This is a genomic window from Pseudomonas sp. RIT-PI-o (assembly GCF_001297215.1).
Taxonomy (GTDB): domain Bacteria; phylum Pseudomonadota; class Gammaproteobacteria; order Pseudomonadales; family Pseudomonadaceae; genus Aquipseudomonas; species Aquipseudomonas moraviensis_A.
Genome location: NZ_LHPA01000052.1, coordinates 46,501 through 64,375, shown reverse-complemented (window position 1 = coordinate 64,375; position 17,875 = coordinate 46,501). Strand labels below are relative to the sequence as shown.

At 58.6% G+C, this 17,875-nt stretch carries 17 protein-coding genes; 13 read left to right on the top strand and 4 right to left on the bottom strand.

Annotation, left to right across the window (positions count from 1 at the left end):
* The first annotated feature begins 15 nt into the window (after positions 1-15).
* The 7 genes from odhB to AEQ63_RS26660 all read left to right on the top strand — a co-directional run bounded on the left by odhB (position 16) and on the right by AEQ63_RS26660 (position 8,137).
* Positions 16-1,242, top strand: coding sequence for a 2-oxoglutarate dehydrogenase complex dihydrolipoyllysine-residue succinyltransferase (gene odhB / locus AEQ63_RS26690; protein ID WP_024012151.1), 1,227 nt, complete (start codon positions 16-18; stop codon positions 1,240-1,242).
* Positions 1,243-1,350: 108 nt separating this feature from the next.
* Entirely contained in the window at positions 1,351-2,787 is a 1,437-nt protein-coding gene (gene lpdA, locus AEQ63_RS26685) for a dihydrolipoyl dehydrogenase (protein ID WP_042607587.1), read from the top strand.
* Positions 2,788-2,971: 184 nt separating this feature from the next.
* A complete protein-coding gene (gene sucC, locus AEQ63_RS26680; protein ID WP_016773679.1) occupies positions 2,972-4,138 on the top strand; it encodes an ADP-forming succinate--CoA ligase subunit beta in 1,167 nt (388 codons plus the stop codon).
* Positions 4,138-5,022, top strand: coding sequence for a succinate--CoA ligase subunit alpha (gene sucD, locus AEQ63_RS26675; RefSeq protein WP_016773680.1), 885 nt, complete (start codon positions 4,138-4,140; stop codon positions 5,020-5,022). The genes sucC and sucD overlap by 1 nt, the downstream gene beginning before the upstream one ends.
* Positions 5,023-5,426: 404 nt before the next feature.
* Complete coding sequence (brnQ, locus tag AEQ63_RS26670; RefSeq protein ID WP_064365436.1) at positions 5,427-6,740, top strand: branched-chain amino acid transport system II carrier protein; 1,314 nt, start codon at positions 5,427-5,429, stop codon at positions 6,738-6,740.
* Between the two features lie 258 nt (positions 6,741-6,998).
* On the top strand, positions 6,999-7,736 hold the full coding sequence (locus AEQ63_RS26665; RefSeq protein WP_042607589.1) for a DUF599 domain-containing protein: 738 nt from the start codon (positions 6,999-7,001) through the stop codon (positions 7,734-7,736).
* Positions 7,736-8,137, top strand: a complete 402-nt coding sequence (locus AEQ63_RS26660) for an MAPEG family protein (RefSeq protein WP_042607590.1) — start codon at positions 7,736-7,738, stop codon at positions 8,135-8,137. Before AEQ63_RS26665 ends, AEQ63_RS26660 begins: the two co-directional genes overlap by 1 nt.
* A gap of 62 nt (positions 8,138-8,199) precedes the next feature.
* Here the strand turns inward: AEQ63_RS26660 and AEQ63_RS26655 are convergent, their stop codons facing one another.
* Complete coding sequence (locus AEQ63_RS26655) at positions 8,200-8,436, bottom strand: hypothetical protein (RefSeq protein ID WP_007959016.1); 237 nt, start codon at positions 8,434-8,436, stop codon at positions 8,200-8,202.
* Positions 8,437-8,594: 158 nt separating this feature from the next.
* Here AEQ63_RS26655 and AEQ63_RS26650 point away from each other — a divergent pair, with 158 nt between their 5' ends.
* The 4 genes from AEQ63_RS26650 (at position 8,595) to AEQ63_RS26635 (ending at position 12,304) form a co-directional block, all read left to right on the top strand.
* Entirely contained in the window at positions 8,595-9,071 is a 477-nt protein-coding gene (locus AEQ63_RS26650; RefSeq protein WP_064365435.1) for a PaaI family thioesterase, read from the top strand.
* The gene (locus AEQ63_RS26645; protein ID WP_042607592.1) at positions 9,068-9,520 is read left to right on the top strand and encodes a PaaI family thioesterase; all 453 of its coding nucleotides are present in this window, start codon (positions 9,068-9,070) and stop codon (positions 9,518-9,520) included. Before AEQ63_RS26650 ends, AEQ63_RS26645 begins: the two co-directional genes overlap by 4 nt.
* Positions 9,521-9,601: 81 nt before the next feature.
* Entirely contained in the window at positions 9,602-11,506 is a 1,905-nt protein-coding gene (htpG, locus tag AEQ63_RS26640; RefSeq protein ID WP_064365469.1) for a molecular chaperone HtpG, read from the top strand.
* Positions 11,507-11,575: 69 nt separating this feature from the next.
* Complete coding sequence (locus AEQ63_RS26635; protein WP_064365434.1) at positions 11,576-12,304, top strand: dienelactone hydrolase family protein; 729 nt, start codon at positions 11,576-11,578, stop codon at positions 12,302-12,304.
* A gap of 326 nt (positions 12,305-12,630) precedes the next feature.
* On the opposite strand, the gene AEQ63_RS26630 is transcribed toward AEQ63_RS26635, so the two are convergent.
* Both AEQ63_RS26630 and AEQ63_RS26625 read right to left on the bottom strand, forming a co-directional pair.
* On the bottom strand, positions 12,631-13,497 hold the full coding sequence (locus AEQ63_RS26630) for a pirin family protein (RefSeq protein WP_064365433.1): 867 nt from the start codon (positions 13,495-13,497) through the stop codon (positions 12,631-12,633).
* Between the two features lie 61 nt (positions 13,498-13,558).
* Positions 13,559-13,975 carry an OsmC family protein gene (locus AEQ63_RS26625; protein WP_042607595.1) on the bottom strand — a complete coding sequence of 139 codons (417 nt, stop codon included), beginning with the start codon at positions 13,973-13,975 and terminating at the stop codon, positions 13,559-13,561.
* 129 nt (positions 13,976-14,104) lie between these two features.
* Between AEQ63_RS26625 and AEQ63_RS26620 the strand changes: the two genes are divergently transcribed.
* Positions 14,105-15,151 (top strand): amidohydrolase family protein, encoded by a 1,047-nt coding sequence (locus AEQ63_RS26620; RefSeq protein WP_064365432.1) that lies wholly within the window; start codon positions 14,105-14,107, stop codon positions 15,149-15,151.
* 139 nt (positions 15,152-15,290) lie between these two features.
* Positions 15,291-16,916, top strand: a complete 1,626-nt coding sequence (locus tag AEQ63_RS26615) for a methyl-accepting chemotaxis protein (protein ID WP_064365431.1) — start codon at positions 15,291-15,293, stop codon at positions 16,914-16,916.
* 242 nt (positions 16,917-17,158) lie between these two features.
* Here AEQ63_RS26615 and AEQ63_RS26610 read toward each other — a convergent pair whose 3' ends face one another.
* Positions 17,159-17,872 carry a DUF3108 domain-containing protein gene (locus AEQ63_RS26610; protein ID WP_016773693.1) on the bottom strand — a complete coding sequence of 238 codons (714 nt, stop codon included), beginning with the start codon at positions 17,870-17,872 and terminating at the stop codon, positions 17,159-17,161.
* Positions 17,873-17,875 lie beyond the last annotated feature (3 nt).

The following is a 17,875-nucleotide window of genomic DNA, read 5'->3' as shown; positions in this document are numbered from 1 at the left end:
AAGGACCCACAGATAATGGCTATCGAAATCAAAGCCCCGTCATTCCCGGAATCGGTTGCCGATGGCACCGTTGCCACCTGGCACAAGAAACCAGGTGAGGCCGTCAAGCGTGACGACCTGATCGTCGACATCGAAACCGACAAGGTCGTGCTCGAAGTGTTGGCTGAAGCGGACGGCGTGCTGGGCGCAATCGTTGCCGAAGAGGGCGCTACCGTTCTGTCGAACCAGGTTCTGGGCTCGATCGAAGAGGGCGGCGCTGCTGCTGCCGCTCCTGCCGCCGCTGCTGCTCCGGCTGCTACTGCCGCTGCCGCACCAGCTGCTGCCGATGGCGAAGATGACCCGATCGCAGCGCCGGCCGCACGCAAACTGGCTGAAGAAAACGGCATCAACATCGCTTCCGTTGCCGGCACCGGCAAGGGCGGTCGTGTGACCAAGGAAGACGTGGTAGCCGCTGTTGCTGCCAAGAAAGCCGCTCCGGCTGCCGCACCTGCCAAGGCTGCTGCTCCTTCGGCTGCTGCGCCTGTGTTCGCTGCTGGCGACCGCATCGAGAAGCGCGTACCGATGACCCGCGTACGTGCCACCGTGGCCAAGCGTCTGGTTGAAGCCCAGTCGAACATGGCGATGCTGACCACGTTCAACGAAGTCGACATGACTGAAGTCATGGCTCTGCGTTCGAAGTACAAGGACCTGTTCGAGAAGTCGCACAACGGCGTACGCCTGGGCTTCATGTCGTTCTTCGTGAAAGCGGCCACCGAAGCGCTGAAACGCTTCCCGGCTGTCAACGCGTCGATCGACGGCGGCGACATCGTTTACCACGGCTACGCGGACATCGGCGTTGCCGTTTCCAGCGACCGTGGCCTGGTGGTACCGGTTCTGCGTAACGCCGAGCTGATGAGCCTGGCGGAAATCGAAGGCGGCATTGCCACTTTCGGCAAGAAAGCCCGTGACGGCAAACTGTCGATGGACGAGATGACCGGTGGTACCTTCACCATCACCAACGGTGGTACCTTCGGTTCGATGATGTCGACGCCAATCGTCAACCCGCCGCAGGCAGCGATTCTGGGCATGCACAACATCATCCAGCGTCCAATGGCCATCAACGGTCAGGTCGTGATCCGTCCGATGATGTACCTGGCACTGTCCTACGATCACCGTCTGATCGATGGCAAAGAAGCTGTGACCTTCCTGGTGACCATCAAGAACCTGCTGGAAGATCCGGCTCGTCTGTTGCTGGATATCTAAAAAGCAGCTGCAAGCTTTCAGCTACAAGCCTCAAGCTCAAGGCGAGCGGGTGGGCTTGCAGCTTGAGGCTTGCGGCTTGTAGCTTTATTGCTAAAGAGGATTTTTTGAATGTCGCAGAAATTTGACGTAGTAGTGATCGGTGCCGGCCCTGGTGGCTATGTAGCGGCCATCAAGGCTGCGCAGTTGGGCCTGACCACTGCCTGCATCGAGAAGTACACCGACGCAGAGGGCAAGCAAGCCCTTGGCGGTACCTGCCTGAACGTGGGTTGCATTCCTTCCAAGGCGCTGCTCGACAGCTCGTGGAAATACAAGGAAGCCAAAGAGAGCTTCAACGTTCACGGTATCTCGACCGGCGAAGTCAAAATGGACGTCGCTGCGATGGTTGGCCGCAAGGCTGGCATCGTCAAGAACCTGACCGGCGGCGTTGCCACCCTGTTCAAGGCCAACGGCGTTACTTCGATCCAGGGCCACGGCAAGCTGCTGGCCGGCAAGAAAGTCGAAGTCACCAAGCCTGACGGTTCGGTTGAAGTCATCGAAGCGGAAAACGTCATCCTCGCGCCAGGTTCGCGTCCGATCGACATCCCACCGGCTCCGGTTGACCAGAAAGTCATCGTCGATTCGACGGGCGCTCTGGAATTCCAGTCCGTACCCAAGCGTCTGGGCGTGATCGGCGCTGGTGTGATCGGTCTGGAACTGGGTTCGGTATGGTCGCGTCTGGGCTCCGAAGTGGTTGTTCTGGAAGCGCTGGACACTTTCCTGATGGCAGCGGACACCGCTGTTTCCAAGGAAGCGCTGAAAACCCTGACCAAACAGGGCCTGGACATCAAGCTGGGCGCTCGCGTTACCGGTTCGAAAGTCAACGGTGAAGAAGTTGTCGTCAACTACACCGATGCCAACGGCGAACAGACCATCACATTCGACAAGCTGATCGTTGCCGTTGGTCGCCGTCCGGTGACCACTGATCTGCTGTCTGCCGACTGCGGCGTGGAAATCGACGAGCGCGGTTTCATCGCGGTCGATGACCACTGCGTCACCGCCGTACCGGGCGTCTTCGCCATTGGCGACGTGGTTCGCGGCATGATGCTGGCCCACAAGGCTTCGGAAGAAGGCATCATGGTTGTCGAGCGCATCAAAGGCCACAAGGCTCAGATGAACTATGATTTGATCCCTTCGGTTATTTATACTCACCCGGAAATCGCATGGGTTGGCAAAACCGAGCAGGCGCTGAAGGCCGAAGGCGTTGAAGTCAACGTCGGCACCTTCCCGTTCGCCGCTTCCGGCCGTGCCATGGCTGCCAACGATACCGGTGGTTTCGTCAAGGTCATCGCCGATGCCAAGACCGACCGCGTATTGGGCGTGCACGTGATTGGCCCGAGCGCTGCGGAACTGGTTCAGCAGGGCGCGATCGGTATGGAATTCGGCACCAGCGCTGAAGACCTGGGCATGATGGTTTTCTCCCATCCGACCCTGTCCGAAGCCTTGCACGAAGCTGCTCTGGCAGTGAATGGCGGCGCCATTCACATTGCCAACCGCAAGAAGCGTTAAGACACACAATAAGAAACCACGGCGGTAGCGGCCCGTCGTGAGCCTTGCGAGCAAGACTCACCGCGGAATGTCCGCCGGACGCAGTCTTGCGTAGCTCAGCTACGCAAGCAGCAGTCACAGGTGGCGCGGCACTCAAACGAGCGCAGCGCCGAATGCGCAGTACCTAACGAAGACGGTAAAAAGCATGAATCTTCACGAGTATCAGGGTAAGCAGCTGTTCGCTGAATACGGCCTGCCAGTTTCCACTGGTTACGCAGTAGACACCCCGGAAGCAGCAGCAGAAGCTTGCGACAAGATCGGCGGCAACGAGTGGGTCGTCAAAGCCCAGGTTCACGCCGGTGGTCGCGGTAAAGCGGGCGGCGTAAAGCTGGTTCGCAGCAAAGAAGACGCCAAGGCCTTCGCACAGCAGTGGCTGGGCAAGCGTCTGGTGACTTACCAGACTGACGCCAATGGCCAGCCAGTCACCAAGATCCTGGTTGAATCGTGCACTGATATCGCTAAAGAGCTGTACCTGGGCGCTGTCGTTGACCGTTCGAGCCGTCGCATCGTGTTCATGGCTTCCACCGAAGGTGGCGTGGACATCGAGAAAATCGCTCACGACACGCCAGAAAAAATTCTCAAGGCCACTATCGATCCACTGGTTGGCGCTCAGCCATCCCAGGGTCGCGAGCTGGCATTCCAGCTGGGTCTGGAAGGCAAGCAGGTCACTCAGTTCGCCAAGATCTTCGTAGGTCTGGCCAAACTGTTCAAAGACCACGACCTGGCTCTGCTGGAAGTGAACCCGCTGGTGATCAAGGCTGACGGCGATCTGCACTGCCTCGACGCCAAGATCAACATCGACGCCAACGCCATGTACCGTCAGCCTAAGCTGAAGGCTTTCCACGATCCGTCGCAGGACGATCCGCGCGAAGCGCACGCTGCCAAGTTCGAACTGAACTACGTAGCCCTGGAAGGCAACATTGGCTGCATGGTCAACGGTGCCGGTCTGGCCATGGGTACCATGGACATCGTCAACCTGCATGGCGGCAAGCCAGCCAACTTCCTCGACGTAGGTGGTGGCGCAACCAAGGAACGCGTTACTGAAGCGTTCAAGATCATCCTGTCCGACCAGAACGTCGCGGCAGTACTGGTCAACATCTTCGGCGGCATCGTTCGCTGCGACATGATTGCCGAAGGCATCATCGGCGCCGTGAAAGAAGTCGGCGTGAAAATCCCGGTTGTTGTTCGCCTTGAAGGCAACAACGCTGAGCTGGGCGCTAAAGTACTGGCAGAAAGCGGTTTGAACATCATCGCTGCTACCAGCCTGACCGACGCTGCTCAACAAGTTGTCAAAGCTGCGGAGGGCAAGTAATGAGCGTCCTGATCAATAAAGACACCAAAGTTATCTGCCAGGGTATTACCGGTTCGCAAGGTAGTTTCCACACCCAGCAAGCCATCGAATACGGCACCAAGATGGTTGGTGGCGTAACTCCTGGCAAAGGCGGCACCGAGCACCTGGGTCTGCCAGTGTTCAACACCGTCAAAGACGCAGTAGCTGCCACCGGCGCTACCGCCAGCGTGATCTACGTTCCTGCTCCGTTCTGCAAGGACTCGATCTTGGAAGCGGCATTCGGCGGCATCAAGCTGATCGTCTGCATCACCGAAGGCATTCCTACCCTGGACATGCTGGACGCCAAAGTTAAGTGCGACGAACTGGGCGTAGTCCTGATCGGCCCTAACTGCCCAGGCGTGATCACCCCAGGCGAATGCAAGATCGGCATCATGCCAGGTCACATTCACTTGCCAGGCAAGGTCGGTATCGTTTCGCGTTCCGGCACCCTGACCTACGAAGCTGTGAAGCAGACCACTGACGCCGGTTTCGGTCAGTCGACTTGCGTCGGCATCGGCGGTGACCCGATCCCGGGTTCGAACTTCATCGACATCCTGAAACTGTTCCAGGAAGACCCGAAGACCGAAGCGATCGTAATGATCGGCGAGATCGGCGGTTCGGCTGAAGAAGAAGCGGCTGCCTACATCAAGGCAAACGTAACCAAGCCGGTTGTTTCCTACATCGCTGGTGTGACTGCTCCTCCGGGCAAGCGCATGGGCCATGCTGGCGCAATCATCTCTGGCGGCAAAGGCACTGCAGACGAGAAATTCGCTGCGCTGCAAGACGCAGGCGTGAAAACCGTGCGTTCGCTGGCAGACATCGGCAAGGCCCTGGCCGAGCTGACTGGCTGGGAAGTGAAGAAGTAAGCCCCGGCTGACTTTTTAGCTCCAGCAACAAAGGCCACCGTCGGGTGGCCTTTGTCGTTTCTGCTGATTGGAAGATCAAAAGATCGCAGCCTTCGGCAGCTCCTACAGGAGAAATGCATTCCAAATGTAGGAGCAGCCGAAGGCTGCGATCTTTTGCGTTGTGCCTCTTATTCTGAAAATAAGATATGTAAACGCGACACTGAAACGTCGCGTATCGGATAGTTCGCCCTCTAACAGTGCGTTTATCAGCCGAATTCGTTAGGCTGGCAGCCATTTTTGCGTCCGCCGCCCACAAGGCAGCTACGCGCTTTAAGGGTCAGTCCCATACGGATCGACAGCATTTCCCTAATCCAACAGGGCAATCCCCCTCTAAATTCCGATTTCAGTAGTGTGGTATTACCTTAATGAAAGTTTTGAAAGGTCAGGACATCCTGGCACTTGGTTTTATGACGTTCGCCCTGTTTGTCGGGGCCGGTAACATCATCTTCCCGCCGATCGTCGGCTTGCAGGCCGGACCTCACGTCTGGATGGCTGCATTGGGCTTTCTGATCACCGCGGTAGGTTTGCCGGTGATCACCGTGGTGGCGCTGGCCAAGGTCGGCGGCGCCATGGATGCGTTGAGCAGCCCGATCGGCAAGATCGCTGGCGGTATCCTCGCGGCGGCGTGCTATCTGGCGGTGGGTCCACTGTTCGCCACCCCGCGTACCGCGACCGTATCGTTCGAGGTGGGTCTGGCGCCGTTGACCGGCGAAAGCCCGCTGGCGCTGTTTCTCTACAGCTCGGTGTACTTCCTGCTGGTGTTCTTTGTTTCGCTCTACCCTGGGCGTTTGCTGGATACCGTCGGCCGCTTCCTCGCGCCGCTGAAAATCATTGCGCTGGCAGTGCTGGGTATCGCCGCATTCGTCCTGCCGGCGGGGGACATCGGTCACGGCACGCCGGAATATGTGGCGGCACCGTTCTCCCAGGGCTTCATCAATGGTTACCTGACCATGGATACCCTCGGCGCGCTGGTATTCGGCATCGTCATCGTCAACGCGATCCGCTCCCGTGGCGTCGAATCGCCGGCGTTGATCACCCGTTACGCGATCATCGCCGGGCTGATTGCCGGTGTCGGTCTGGCGCTGGTCTACGTCAGCCTGTTCCGCCTCGGTTCCGGCAGTCATGAAGTCGCTGTCGGCGCCACCAACGGCGCGGCGGTGTTGCATGCCTACGTGCCACACACCCTCGGTTCGCTGGGCAGCGGGTTCCTCGCGGTACTGATCTCGCTGGCGTGCCTGGTCCCGGCGGTCGGCCTGACCTGCGCCTGCGCTGAGTATTTCAGCCGTGTGCTGCCACTGTCCTACAAGACTCTGGTGATTATCCTTGCGGCGTTTTCGCTGCTGGTCTCCAACCTCGGTCTGACCAAGCTCATTGCCTTCTCGATTCCGGTGCTCACTGCGATCTACCCGCCTTGCATCGTTCTGGTTGCGCTGAGCTTCTGCAAGGATTTCTGGCATGAGCACGCGCGCATTCTTGGCCCGGTGATGCTGGTGTCGTTCCTGTTCGGCACCATCGATGCCTTGAAAGGCGCCGGTCTGGCCGACTGGATGCCAACTCAGCTTACCCATCTGCCGTTGAGCGAGCAGGGGCTGGCGTGGCTGGTGCCGTGCGTGATGACCCTGGTGGTCGCCGTGGTGTGCGATCGCCTGCTGGGCAAGCGCAGCGAAGTCACTGCCTGACGTGATATGACCCGCCACAAGCGGGTCGGCACGGTTAAACAGAAATGCCCCGTATCAATCGATACGGGGCATTTTTTATGCGCGTGAGGCAGTGTCTTTTTTGCTGAGCTAACGTCGAAGGGTTGCTTAGCTTTTATGTAGGAGTGAGCCTGCTCGCGATAGCGGTTTGTCAGCCAACACCATGCTGACTGACAAACCGCTATCGCGAGCAGGCTCACTCCTACAGGTGTACTGCGTTTACATCTCACAGGGAATTGCATGTCGTTCATCCAAGCCAATCTGATCCACCTGCTCGCCGCTGTCTGGTTTGTCATCTGCTGGGGCGGTTACACCCGTTATGCCTCCTGGAAGGCCCGCGACACGGCATGTCTGGCCAGCGTGTTGCACCTGTACCGCGAAGACTGGATGCGGCGCATGCTCCTGCGTGACAACCGTATCGCCGACGCCAGCGTGATCGGCAATCTGGAACGCAACGCCTCGTTCTTCGCCTCCAGCACGCTGATCATCCTCGCCGGTATCCTCACCGTGCTCGGTGCGTCCGAACGGGCCGTGTCGTTGTTGGCGGATATTCCGATGGTGCAGCAGGCGTCGCAGGGCATGTCGGAGATCAAATTGCTGTGTCTGGCATTGGTGTTCGTCTACGCGTTCTTCACGTTCAGCTGGTGCATGCGGCAGTACAACTTCGCCGCGATTCTGGTCGGTTCGGCGCCGATGATCGGCGAGCGCCAGGTCACCGAGCAAGAGCGCAAGGCGTTCGCATCACGTGCGGCGCGGGTGATCTCGATGGCGGCCAACCAGTTCAACTTCGGCCTGCGTTCTTACTACTTCGGCATGAGCATGCTGGCGTGGTTCGTCAGCCCGTGGTTATTCATGATCATGAGCGCGGGCGTCGTGGTGGTTCTGTATCGCCGGGAGTTTCATTCCGACGTTCTCGATGTCATGGTCTATACCCCTACAGAGGCGCCCGTCCCTGAGGCAAACAAAGAGGCTGTTTGATGAGTATTCCGTTCTGGTGTGTGTTTATCAGTGCTTTATTGATTTATGTGGCGCGCATGCCGGTGGCCAAGGCCATGAAAGAGCAGGGTGGGTATGACAATCATCAGCCCCGTCAGCAGCAGGCACAGTTGACCGGCTTCGGTGCGCGAGCGCTGGCGGCCCATCAGAACAGCATCGAAGCCTTCATCCTGTTCGCCGTCGGTGTGCTGATGGCGCACACCACGCAAACCGCAGGCTGGCTGATCGATGCGCTGGCGATCATCTTCGTGATCTCGCGAATCTTCTATCTGTGGTTCTATCTGGCCGACCTGGCGAAGTTACGCAGCCTGATGTGGCTAGTTGGCTTCATCTGCTCGTTGTTGCTGATGATTAGTCCGACTTTTAGAACCGTGTTGCTATAACCGGTAAATCGCAGGCAAAAGAAAACCCGCACTTGGCGGGTTTTCTTTTCACACCAGAAAGCTTATTGCTTTTTGGCGGCTTCTTCTTGAGCAGCGGCGTTCGATTCAGCCTGAGCTTTGGCAGCTTCGGCGTTTTCTTTTGCTGCGTCGTTCACTTTATCCTGAGCTTTGTTCATGTCTTGCTGAGCCTGCTCAGCATGTTGGTTGGCATCTTGAGCTTTGTCCTCGGATTTTTTATCGCAGGCAGCGAGACCGAGGGAAGCGGTCAACATCAAGGCAATAGCTAAAGTCTTACGCATGGGGTGTATCTCCTTATGGAAAATAACTACTGGCCTTAAGAACTCGGCGCTACGGGTTAAGTTCCTCATTTGTTTCAGATATATAAGTTTGTTTTATCACGGAACTTTTGCCGCTTTTCTCACTACTGGCACAAGGCCCAAACGCGAGTAATTATCACATGGCCGAAAACCCCGTTTTTGAGCGCACGACGCGTTTTTTATCGGCATTGCGTCACTGTCAGGTCTTGGGTCTGCAGGTACACAGTGCCTCCAGCGAAGGCATGACAGTGATCCTGCCCTATAGCGAAAAAATCGTTGGTAATCCCCAAACCGGAGTCATCCATGGCGGCGCCATTACGTCGTTGATGGACACCGCCTGCGGTATGTCGACCTTGTGCGTACTGCCGGAGTTCGAAGTCTGTCCGACCCTTGATCTGCGCATCGACTACATGCACGCCGCTGAACCGAACAAAGCCGTGTACGGCTTTGCCCAGTGCTACCGCGTCACCACTGACGTGATCTTTGCCCGTGGTTTCGCCTACCAGGACAATCCCGAGCAGCCGATCGCCCATGTCGTCGGCACGTTCATGCGCATGGGCATCGGTCTGAAGGGCAGCAAAGGTTTCGCGGGCGCGATCAAGGGAGCCGGCCAATGAGCAACGACCTCCGGGAACAGCTGCAACAGGCCCACGCGCAGGGCGATTACGCGCCGCTGCTGGCGTTGATCCCTTATGCCGGGCTGATCGGTATCGAATGCTCACGGGTCGGCGATGAGCTGCTGTTCAAGCTACCGGCGAACAAGGACAACATTGGTAACCCTTTATTGCCGGCCATCCACGGCGGGGTGATTGCCGGCTTCATGGAGCTGGCCGCAGCCCTGCATTTGCTGATTTTCACCGGCACGCCGGGTGTGCCGAAGATCATCGATTTTTCCCTCGATTACCTGCGCGCCGGGCAGTTTCGCGACACTTGGGCCAGGTGTCAGGTCTGCCGTCAGGGCCGGCGCGTGGCCAACGTCGCGGTCACTGCGTGGCAGAGTACCGAGGGCGAACCGATCGCCACCGCCCGCGCGCACTTCAAAATCGATGAGCCCTTGAAATCCTGAACAGCGCCCCCAACTCAGATGACAACCCGCCGCAGACCATTCGGGTCGCGGCCAATGCCATCTGATTGGAGTTTGATGACCATGAGTGTGGAAACTCAAAAGGAAACCCTGGGCTTCCAGACCGAGGTAAAGCAGCTGCTGCACCTCATGATCCATTCGCTGTATTCGAATAAGGAAATTTTCCTGCGCGAATTGATCTCGAACGCCTCTGACGCTGTCGACAAGCTGCGCTTCGAAGCCCTGGCCAAGCCTGAGTTGCTCGAAGGTGGCGCTGACCTGAAAATCCGTGTGAGCTTCGACAAGGACGCCAAGACCGTCCCCCTCGAAGACAACGGTATCGGCATGACCCGTGACGATGTGATCCCCCACCTGGGGACCATCGCAAAATCCGGCACCGCCGATTTCATGAAAAACCTGTCCGGCGATCAGAAAAAAGATTCGCACCTGATCGGCCAGTTCGGTGTGGGCTTCTACTCGGCCTTCATCGTTGCCGACAAGGTTGATGTCTACAGCCGTCGCGCCGGCACCGATGCCAGCGAAGGCGTGCACTGGTCGTCGAAAGGCGAGGGCGAGTTTGAAGTCGCCACCATCGACAAGCCAGAGCGCGGCACCCGCATCGTCCTGCACCTGAAGTCCGGTGAAGACGAGTTCGCTGATGGCTGGCGTCTGCGCAATATCATCAAGAAGTATTCCGATCACATCGCTTTGCCGATCGAACTGCCGAAGGAAGTTACCCCGGCCGAAGGCGAAGAGGCTCCTGCCGTTGAATGGGAAACCGTCAACCGCGCCAGCGCCTTGTGGACCCGTCCGCGCACTGAGGTGAAGGACGAGGAATACCAGGAGTTCTACAAACACATCGCTCACGACTTCGAGAATCCGCTGTCGTGGAGCCACAACAAGGTCGAAGGAAAGCTCGAGTACAGCTCGCTGCTGTACGTACCGGCCCGCGCGCCGTTCGACCTGTACCAGCGTGAAGCGCCGAAGGGCCTGAAGCTGTACGTGCAGCGTGTGTTTGTAATGGATCAGGCCGAGTCGTTCCTGCCGCTGTACCTGCGCTTCATCAAAGGCGTGGTCGATTCCAATGACCTGTCGCTGAACGTGTCGCGGGAAATCCTGCAGAAAGACCCGATCATCGATTCGATGAAAACCGCGCTGACCAAGCGTGTGCTCGACATGCTGGAAAAACTGGCGAAGAACGAGCCTGAGCAATACAAGGGCTTCTGGAAGAACTTCGGTCAGGTCATGAAAGAAGGCCCGGCAGAAGACTTCGCCAACAAAGAGAAAATTGCCGGTCTGCTGCGTTTCGCATCGACCCAGGGCGACGATGGCGAGCAGGTTGTCGGTCTGGCTGACTACCTGGCACGCGCCAAGGAAGGTCAGGACAAGATCTACTACCTCACCGGCGAAACCTACGCGCAGGTCAAGAACAGCCCGCACCTGGAAGTCTTCCGCAAGAAAGGCATCGAAGTGCTGCTGTTGACCGACCGCATCGACGAGTGGCTGATGAGCTACCTCAGCGAGTTCGACGGCAAGACCTTTGTCGACGTGGCGCGTGGTGACCTCGATCTGGGCAACCTGGACTCGGAAGAGGACAAGAAAGCTGCAGAAGAAGTCGCCAAGTCCAAAGAAGGTCTGGTCGAGCGTCTGAAAACCGCACTGGGCGATTCCGTGGCTGAGGTGCGTGTGTCCCATCGTCTGACCGATTCGCCGGCCATTCTGGCCATCGGCGAACAGGACCTGGGCCTGCAAATGCGCCAGATCCTCGAAGCCAGCGGGCAGAAAGTCCCGGATTCGAAGCCGATCTTCGAATTCAACCCAAGCCACCCGCTGATCGAGAAACTCGATGGCGAGCAGAGCGAAGAGCGTTTTGGCGATCTGTCGCACATCCTCTTCGATCAGGCCGCCTTGGCTGCGGGCGACAGCTTGAAGGATCCGGCCGCTTATGTGCGCCGTCTGAACAAGCTGCTGGTTGAACTGTCGGTTTGATCACGTTGTAGGAAAAACCCGCTTCGGCGGGTTTTTTCGTTCTGGTGTCTACCCAATCAGGAGTCAGAAATGAGCCAAGTCACTGTACGTTCCGTGGTCTATCAGATCGACGGCCATGCCTATGAAGGTCGCCTTGCCTTCGACGCCGAGCACAAGGCCGCGCGCCCGGGTTTGCTGATGGCGCCGAACTGGATGGGCGTCAGCGCCGGTGCCGAAGACATCGCCAAAGCGGTGGCAGCCGAGGGTTACGTGGTACTGATCGCAGATGTCTACGGCCAGACCGTGCGTCCGCAGAATGCTGATGAGGCGCTGGCAGCGATGATGCCGCTCAAGGACGACCGTGCGCTGCTGCGCAAACGTCTGCAAGTGGCCTTCGAGCAATTGCAAAGCCAGGGCGAAGCAACGGTTGATACGTCGAAACTGGCGGTGTTCGGTTTCTGCTTCGGTGGTTGCTGCGCGCTGGACCTGGCCCGCACTGGCGCGCCTGTGAAAGCGGCGGTGTCATTCCACGGCACGCTGGATTCGCCGAATCCGGCGGATGCGCAGAACATCAAGGGCTCGGTGCTGGTGCTGCATGGCGCATCCGATCCGTTGGTGCCGAAGGAGCAACTGCCGGCGTTCGAAGATGAAATGAACGCGGCGAACGTCGATTGGCAACTGCTCATCTACGGCGGTGCGGTGCACTCGTTTACCGATCCGCACGCCAACGTGCCGGGCAAAATGATGTACGACGAAAAGACCGCCAAGCGCGCGTTCAAGTCGATGCATGATCTGCTGGATGAAGTGTTCAACGGCTAAAAGCGAAAAGCCCCTCACCCTAGCCCTCTCCCGGAGGGAGAGGGGACTGATTGGGGGGTGCTCGGGAGTGACGTCGACCTGAACGTGAATAGGCGAATCCATAATCGCCGGGATTTTTCAGGTCTTTGTATGACGCAAGCCAGCTCGTTCGGCTCCCTCTACTTCTGGGAGAGGGGACTGATTGGGGGGTGCTCGGGAGTGACGTCGACCTGAACGTGAATAGGCGAATCCATAATCGCCGGGACTCTTCAGGTCTTTGTATAACGCAAGACACCTCGGTCGGCTCCCTCTACTTCTGGGAGAGGGCTGGGGTGAGGGTAAGCGGCCTAGCGCGGTAATTCGATTCGCTCGACTTCCCCCGGCACCGTCGGCCAATCTCCGGCCGCCCACTTGCGCCGCGCTTCATCAATCGCCGCCGGATCACTGGCGACGAAATTCCAGTTGATCCGTCTCGGACCGTCCAGCGGCGCGCCGCCGAACACCACCGCGTGCACATCGCTTTCAGCAAACAGACTCATTTCTTCGCCAGCGGGCAGCACCACCAGCGCATGCGGCTCGATCGCTTCGCCATTCAACTGCGCATCGCCGCTCAACACATACACTGCGCGCTCTTGATGCTCGGTCGGAATCAGCAGTGTGGTCGCAGTCTGCATTTTCACTTCGGCATACAGCGTAGGAGAAAGCACCGGCACTGGCGATTCCAGGCAAAAACCTGACCCGGCAATCATCCGAATCTGCACGCCAAGGTTATCGCTGACCGGAAGAGTCGCTGCCGGGTGATGGCTGTAATGCCCCGGGCCCTGTTCGTGTTCCCTGGGTGAGGCCAGCCAGACTTGCAAGCCATGCAAGGTGAAAGTCTCGGCAAGCAGCGGCGCAGGGGTGCGCTCGACATGGGCGATGGCGCTGCCAGCGGTCATCCAGCTGACATCGCCAGCACCGACCACCTGATCGGAGCCAAGACTGTCTTTGTGCTGCAGTTGTCCTTCGAACAGATAGGTCAGGGTCGACAGACCGATGTGCGGGTGCTGTCGGATATCCATGCCTTTGCCCGTCGGATAAATCGTTTCGAGCATGTGGTCGAAAAACACGAAAGGCCCGACGTTGCGGCATTTGGCTGACGGCAGCGGGCGCAGGATCGGCTGGCCTTCGACGTCTTCGGCGCGTGGGCGGATGATCAGGAGTGGCATGTCCATGGTGCATTCCAGACTGAGCGGGTGATGCCAGAAGCATAACCCGCCGCTGGCATCGGGAGGATTATTGGCTGTCGAAGCCTTGTGGCGCGTGGGTTTCGATGCTGACTTCGCTGGTGGTCATCAGCTTGTGAATCGGGCAGCGATCGGCCACACGCAGCAGTTCCTCGCGCTGGGCGTCGGTCAGTACGCCTTTGAGCGTCAGGGTGACGTGCAGGGCGTATTTGCCTTTCTGCTCTTCGCTGTTGTCGCGCTTGACTTCGACACCCACGCCGGTGAGGGGGATGTCTTTTTTCTTCGCGTACATCTTCAGGGTCAGCGCTTTGCAGGCACCGAGAGCGGCATCGAAGTAGTCGTGCGGCTCCGGCGCGGTGCCTTCACCGCCGGCGGTTTTCGGTACGTCGGCAAACAATTCGTGATCGTCGATCTGGACGGTATGACGAAAACCTTCGGCAGAGACGGTATTGACGGTGACAGTCATGGAAACCTCACAGGCGGCAGGAAAAATCGTTCGATCAAAACAGACCTTGCAGTTATAGAGCATTCCCGGCAGTCGGCGTTCCGCTTTTCGGCACGGATGAACCCTTGTCGTTCGGGCGCGGTCTAGGCTATGCCCATCTGCCGGAGATTACTTGTGTCCTTGTCTCGTCTGAGTCTTGCCTGTCTGCTGCTGTTCGCTGGAAGCGCGGGCGCCCGCGAATACACCTACAGCGATGCGCACCTGCATTACGTGGATTTTTTCCAGGAAAGCGCCGGCATGCAGAAATTGCTTACGGCCATGAAGGAAAACTCCATCGAGCACGTGATGATTTCCGGCATTCCCGTGGCGAAGAAATGGCATGAAGACGAACCCAAGCGCCCGCGTTACTACGCCGGTGATGATGCCGATGCCTATTGGTACAGCGCCACCGACGTGATCATCGCCGACGCGGTGCAGAAACTCGCGCCGGAGCAGCGCCAGTACTTTCATCCGTTCCTGTCCGGCTTCAATCCCAATGACAAGAATTCCGCTGCGCATATCCAGCGCATGCTCGACCTGTATCCGGGGTTGTGGCAGGGCATCGGCGAGGTGTTTACCCGGCACGACGATCTGACGGCGCTGACCGCCGGCGACACGCCCCGCGCCAACAACGAGGCAATGACCAAGATCTATCACCTCGCCGCGGAAAACGATCTGCCGGTGATGTTGCATTCCAACATCACCTCCAAGCGTGAGAAAAATCCGCTGTACCTGAAGGAAGTGGAAGAGCCGCTGCGCAATCACCCGCACACACGCTTCATCTGGGCGCATGCCGGTACCAGCGCCGAGATTCATCGGCATCAGACCCAGTTGCCGTTTCTCTTGCCGACCCTGACGCGCATGCTTGAGGCCTATCCGAATCTGTTTATCGACCTGTCGTGGAGCATGCTCACGCCGTACCTGTTGGACGAGCAGGGCAAGCCGCGCGCGGAATGGCTGGCGCTGGTGGAGAAATACCCCGAGCGCTTCATGCTGGGCTCTGACGTGGTAGGACGATTCAACAAGCTCGGTAAGGAGATGCACGCTTACCGCCCGTTCCTGGATGCCTTGCCGGAAGGGGTGGCGCGTAAAGTCGCTCGGGATAACTTCCTGGCCATACTGCCCCGCGATCCAGGCAGAACCGCTGGTCAGCGCTGAAACGTCAAGGCCAGGGGTTCGAACTAGCCGCTCGTCTGTCTATCGCCTTTTCGTCTTACGCAATTTTCTTGCAATGCCGATACCTTCTAAAGCAATCCGCTGCAGGCTGATGCAGCGCTTTTTGGAAGGAGCCAGTGTCATGAATATCCGTAGTCTCAATATTGCCCCGCGCGCCTGTCTGGGTTTCGGTCTGCTGGCCTTGATGGTGTTCGCCCTTGGGGCGTTCGCCTTGCTGCAAATGTCGAACATGCGTGCGCAGTCCGATGAAGTCGACAACAACTGGCTGCCAAGCGTGATGGCGGTCGGGGAAATGAGTCAGGACATGCTGCGTCTGCGCGCATTGACCATGCGCCTGTTGCTCAACCGTGACCCCAAGGCGCTGGAGCAGAACGTCGCCAAGCTCAACGAACTGCGCAGTGGCTTGAGCGAAGCGCAGCAGCGCTATGACCGGTTGATCGCCTTGCCTGAAGAGCGCGCGCTGTTCGATCGCTTCAAGGTTGCCGAGCACAAATACCTCGAGCTGCAGGCACAAGTCCTACAGCTGTCAGCGCAGAATCGGGTCGCTGAGGCGTCCGCGATTCTCAATGATCAGATGAGTCCACTGGCCGATGAGATTGCCGTGACTCTGCGCGATCTGGTCGAGATGAATAAACACAACGCCAACCTGGCCACCGAGGCTGCACGGTTGGTGTTCAGTCAATCGCGGGTGTGGGTCGGGGTGATGATCGCCATGGCCGCACTGATCACCATTGGCCTGGCATTGCTGCTGACACGCAGCATCGTCGTGCCATTGTCGCAATCGCTCAGCGTGGCTGAAGTGGTAGCCAGCGGGGATTTGACCGGTGATATTCACATCGCAGGCAAAGACGAACCGGCGCGCTTGCTGCAAGCGCTGAAAAGCATGCAGCACAATCTGCGCGACACGATCCGGCGCATCTCCGAGTCGTCCACGCAACTGGCCTCGGCGGCCGAGGAGTTGAGCAGTGTCACTGAAGACGCCACGCGCGGTCTGCACCAGCAAAGTCAGGAAATCGAGCAGGCCGCCACGGCGGTCAATCAGATGACGGCTGCGGTGGAAGAGGTGGCGAACAACGCTGTCGCCACGTCCGAAGCTTCCCGCGAATCCGACCGCATCGCCCGGCAAGGGCGCGAGCAGGTGCAGCAGACGGTGACGTCGATCGAGTTTCTCGCCGGTGACGTCACCAACAATGCGGCGCAGGTTGAAGCGTTGGCGCAAAAGGTTCATGGCATCAGCAAAGTGCTGGACGTGATTCGCTCAATTGCCGAACAGACCAATCTGCTCGCCCTCAACGCCGCGATCGAAGCGGCGCGCGCCGGCGATGCCGGGCGTGGCTTTGCGGTGGTTGCCGATGAAGTGCGCGCGCTGGCTCATCGCACTCAGCAGTCGACTCAGGAAATCGAGCAGATGATCGGCGGGATCCAGCAGGGCACCGATTCGGCTGTCAGCTCAATGCAGCAAAGCAACGCACGGGCGCGTTCGACCCTGGAATTAGCCAAGAGCGCAGGTTCTGCTCTGGAGGAAATTGCCTCGGCGTTCACCTTGATCAACGAGCGCAACCTGGTGATCGCCAGTGCCTCGGAAGAACAAGCCGCGGTGGCGCGCGAGGTGGATCGCAATCTGATGAACATCCGGGATCTGGCGATGCAGACCTCGGCGGGGGCCAATCAGACCAGTGCGGCGAGTCAGGATCTGTCGCGTTTGGCAGTGGATCTGAACGGGATGGTGGCGCGGTTTTCGGTGTGAGTTTGACCTTCAAAACCCCCTCACCCTAACCCTCTCCCGGAGGGAGAGGGGACTGATCGTGCGATGCTTTGGAATCCATATTCGACTCGGTTTCTCAGGTCGATGGATAGCGGCAGACACCTCGCTCGGCTCCCTCTCCCTCGGGAGAGGGCTGGGGTGAGGGGTAGGGCTGCCGCGCAGTATCGTTGAGCAGATAAACAAAAGCCCCGCATTCGCGGGGCTCTTTCGTTCCAGCAGCGCGATTAGCTGCCTTTGACAGTCTTGCCGTTGACCGTGCCGTCCTGGAGCATGATGTTGTACTCCTTGCCGTCAGTCTCGACCTGCTGCAGACGCACCAACAGGTAATCCCAATCCTTGGCGAACCACAGCACGGTGATGCGCTTGCTTTGTGTCGGGTCGCGCACGCGTTCGACCTTGATCGCGTCGATCTGGCCGGCCTTGGTGTCGACCTTTTCCGAACCCAGTACACGGAAGTCGTAGGTATCGACTTCGCCATCATCGACGACCTGATAGCTCATGCTTTTCTTGCCGGCGGCGACGTCATGTTGCAGCGCCAGCTGGTAGGTCGACTTGTCGACCATGCCACGGTTCAGTGGGATCTTCACCGCGTCGCCACGGTCGGTACCGGTCACCAGTTTGTTGGCCCAGTCGAAGTCCAGATCAGCCTTTTTCGCTTTGCCCAGACCGCCGCGTTCGAAGTGGTAGGACTGCGGCAGCAAGGTGTCCTTGTCCAGCTTCAGGGTGCTTTCTTCGGTCAGGCTGGCGATCATCATCGACGCCTTGAAGCTGAGTTTCCAGACGCCGTTGGCTTCCTTGGTCAGGCTGCGTTCGGCGGTGCCGCTCATGGGCAGCTGCTTCCAGTCGGCGGTGTAGCTGGCGGAGAACGGTTGAAGGTCCGCTGCCTGCGCGAAGGGCAGGGCGAGCAGAGCGCAGGCGAAGAGCAGGGCGCGACGCATAAT

Excerpts from the sequence above, each read along its gene's own strand:
- sucD (WP_016773680.1), top strand. The coding sequence starts at position 4,138 with ATGAGCGTCCTGATCAATAAAGACACCAAAGTTATCTGCCAGGGTATT.
- htpG (WP_064365469.1), top strand. The coding sequence starts at position 9,602 with ATGAGTGTGGAAACTCAAAAGGAAACCCTGGGCTTCCAGACCGAGGTA.
- AEQ63_RS26660 (WP_042607590.1), top strand. The coding sequence starts at position 7,736 with ATGAGTATTCCGTTCTGGTGTGTGTTTATCAGTGCTTTATTGATTTAT.
- brnQ (WP_064365436.1), top strand. The coding sequence starts at position 5,427 with ATGAAAGTTTTGAAAGGTCAGGACATCCTGGCACTTGGTTTTATGACG.
- AEQ63_RS26625 (WP_042607595.1), bottom strand. The coding sequence starts at position 13,975 with ATGACTGTCACCGTCAATACCGTCTCTGCCGAAGGTTTTCGTCATACC.
- AEQ63_RS26630 (WP_064365433.1), bottom strand. The coding sequence starts at position 13,497 with ATGGACATGCCACTCCTGATCATCCGCCCACGCGCCGAAGACGTCGAA.
- AEQ63_RS26645 (WP_042607592.1), top strand. The coding sequence starts at position 9,068 with ATGAGCAACGACCTCCGGGAACAGCTGCAACAGGCCCACGCGCAGGGC.
- odhB (WP_024012151.1), top strand. The coding sequence starts at position 16 with ATGGCTATCGAAATCAAAGCCCCGTCATTCCCGGAATCGGTTGCCGAT.
- AEQ63_RS26620 (WP_064365432.1), top strand. The coding sequence starts at position 14,105 with ATGCCCATCTGCCGGAGATTACTTGTGTCCTTGTCTCGTCTGAGTCTT.
- AEQ63_RS26610 (WP_016773693.1), bottom strand. The coding sequence starts at position 17,872 with ATGCGTCGCGCCCTGCTCTTCGCCTGCGCTCTGCTCGCCCTGCCCTTC.
- AEQ63_RS26635 (WP_064365434.1), top strand. The coding sequence starts at position 11,576 with ATGAGCCAAGTCACTGTACGTTCCGTGGTCTATCAGATCGACGGCCAT.
- lpdA (WP_042607587.1), top strand. The coding sequence starts at position 1,351 with ATGTCGCAGAAATTTGACGTAGTAGTGATCGGTGCCGGCCCTGGTGGC.
- AEQ63_RS26655 (WP_007959016.1), bottom strand. The coding sequence starts at position 8,436 with ATGCGTAAGACTTTAGCTATTGCCTTGATGTTGACCGCTTCCCTCGGT.
- AEQ63_RS26650 (WP_064365435.1), top strand. The coding sequence starts at position 8,595 with ATGGCCGAAAACCCCGTTTTTGAGCGCACGACGCGTTTTTTATCGGCA.
- AEQ63_RS26665 (WP_042607589.1), top strand. The coding sequence starts at position 6,999 with ATGTCGTTCATCCAAGCCAATCTGATCCACCTGCTCGCCGCTGTCTGG.
- AEQ63_RS26615 (WP_064365431.1), top strand. The coding sequence starts at position 15,291 with ATGAATATCCGTAGTCTCAATATTGCCCCGCGCGCCTGTCTGGGTTTC.
- sucC (WP_016773679.1), top strand. The coding sequence starts at position 2,972 with ATGAATCTTCACGAGTATCAGGGTAAGCAGCTGTTCGCTGAATACGGC.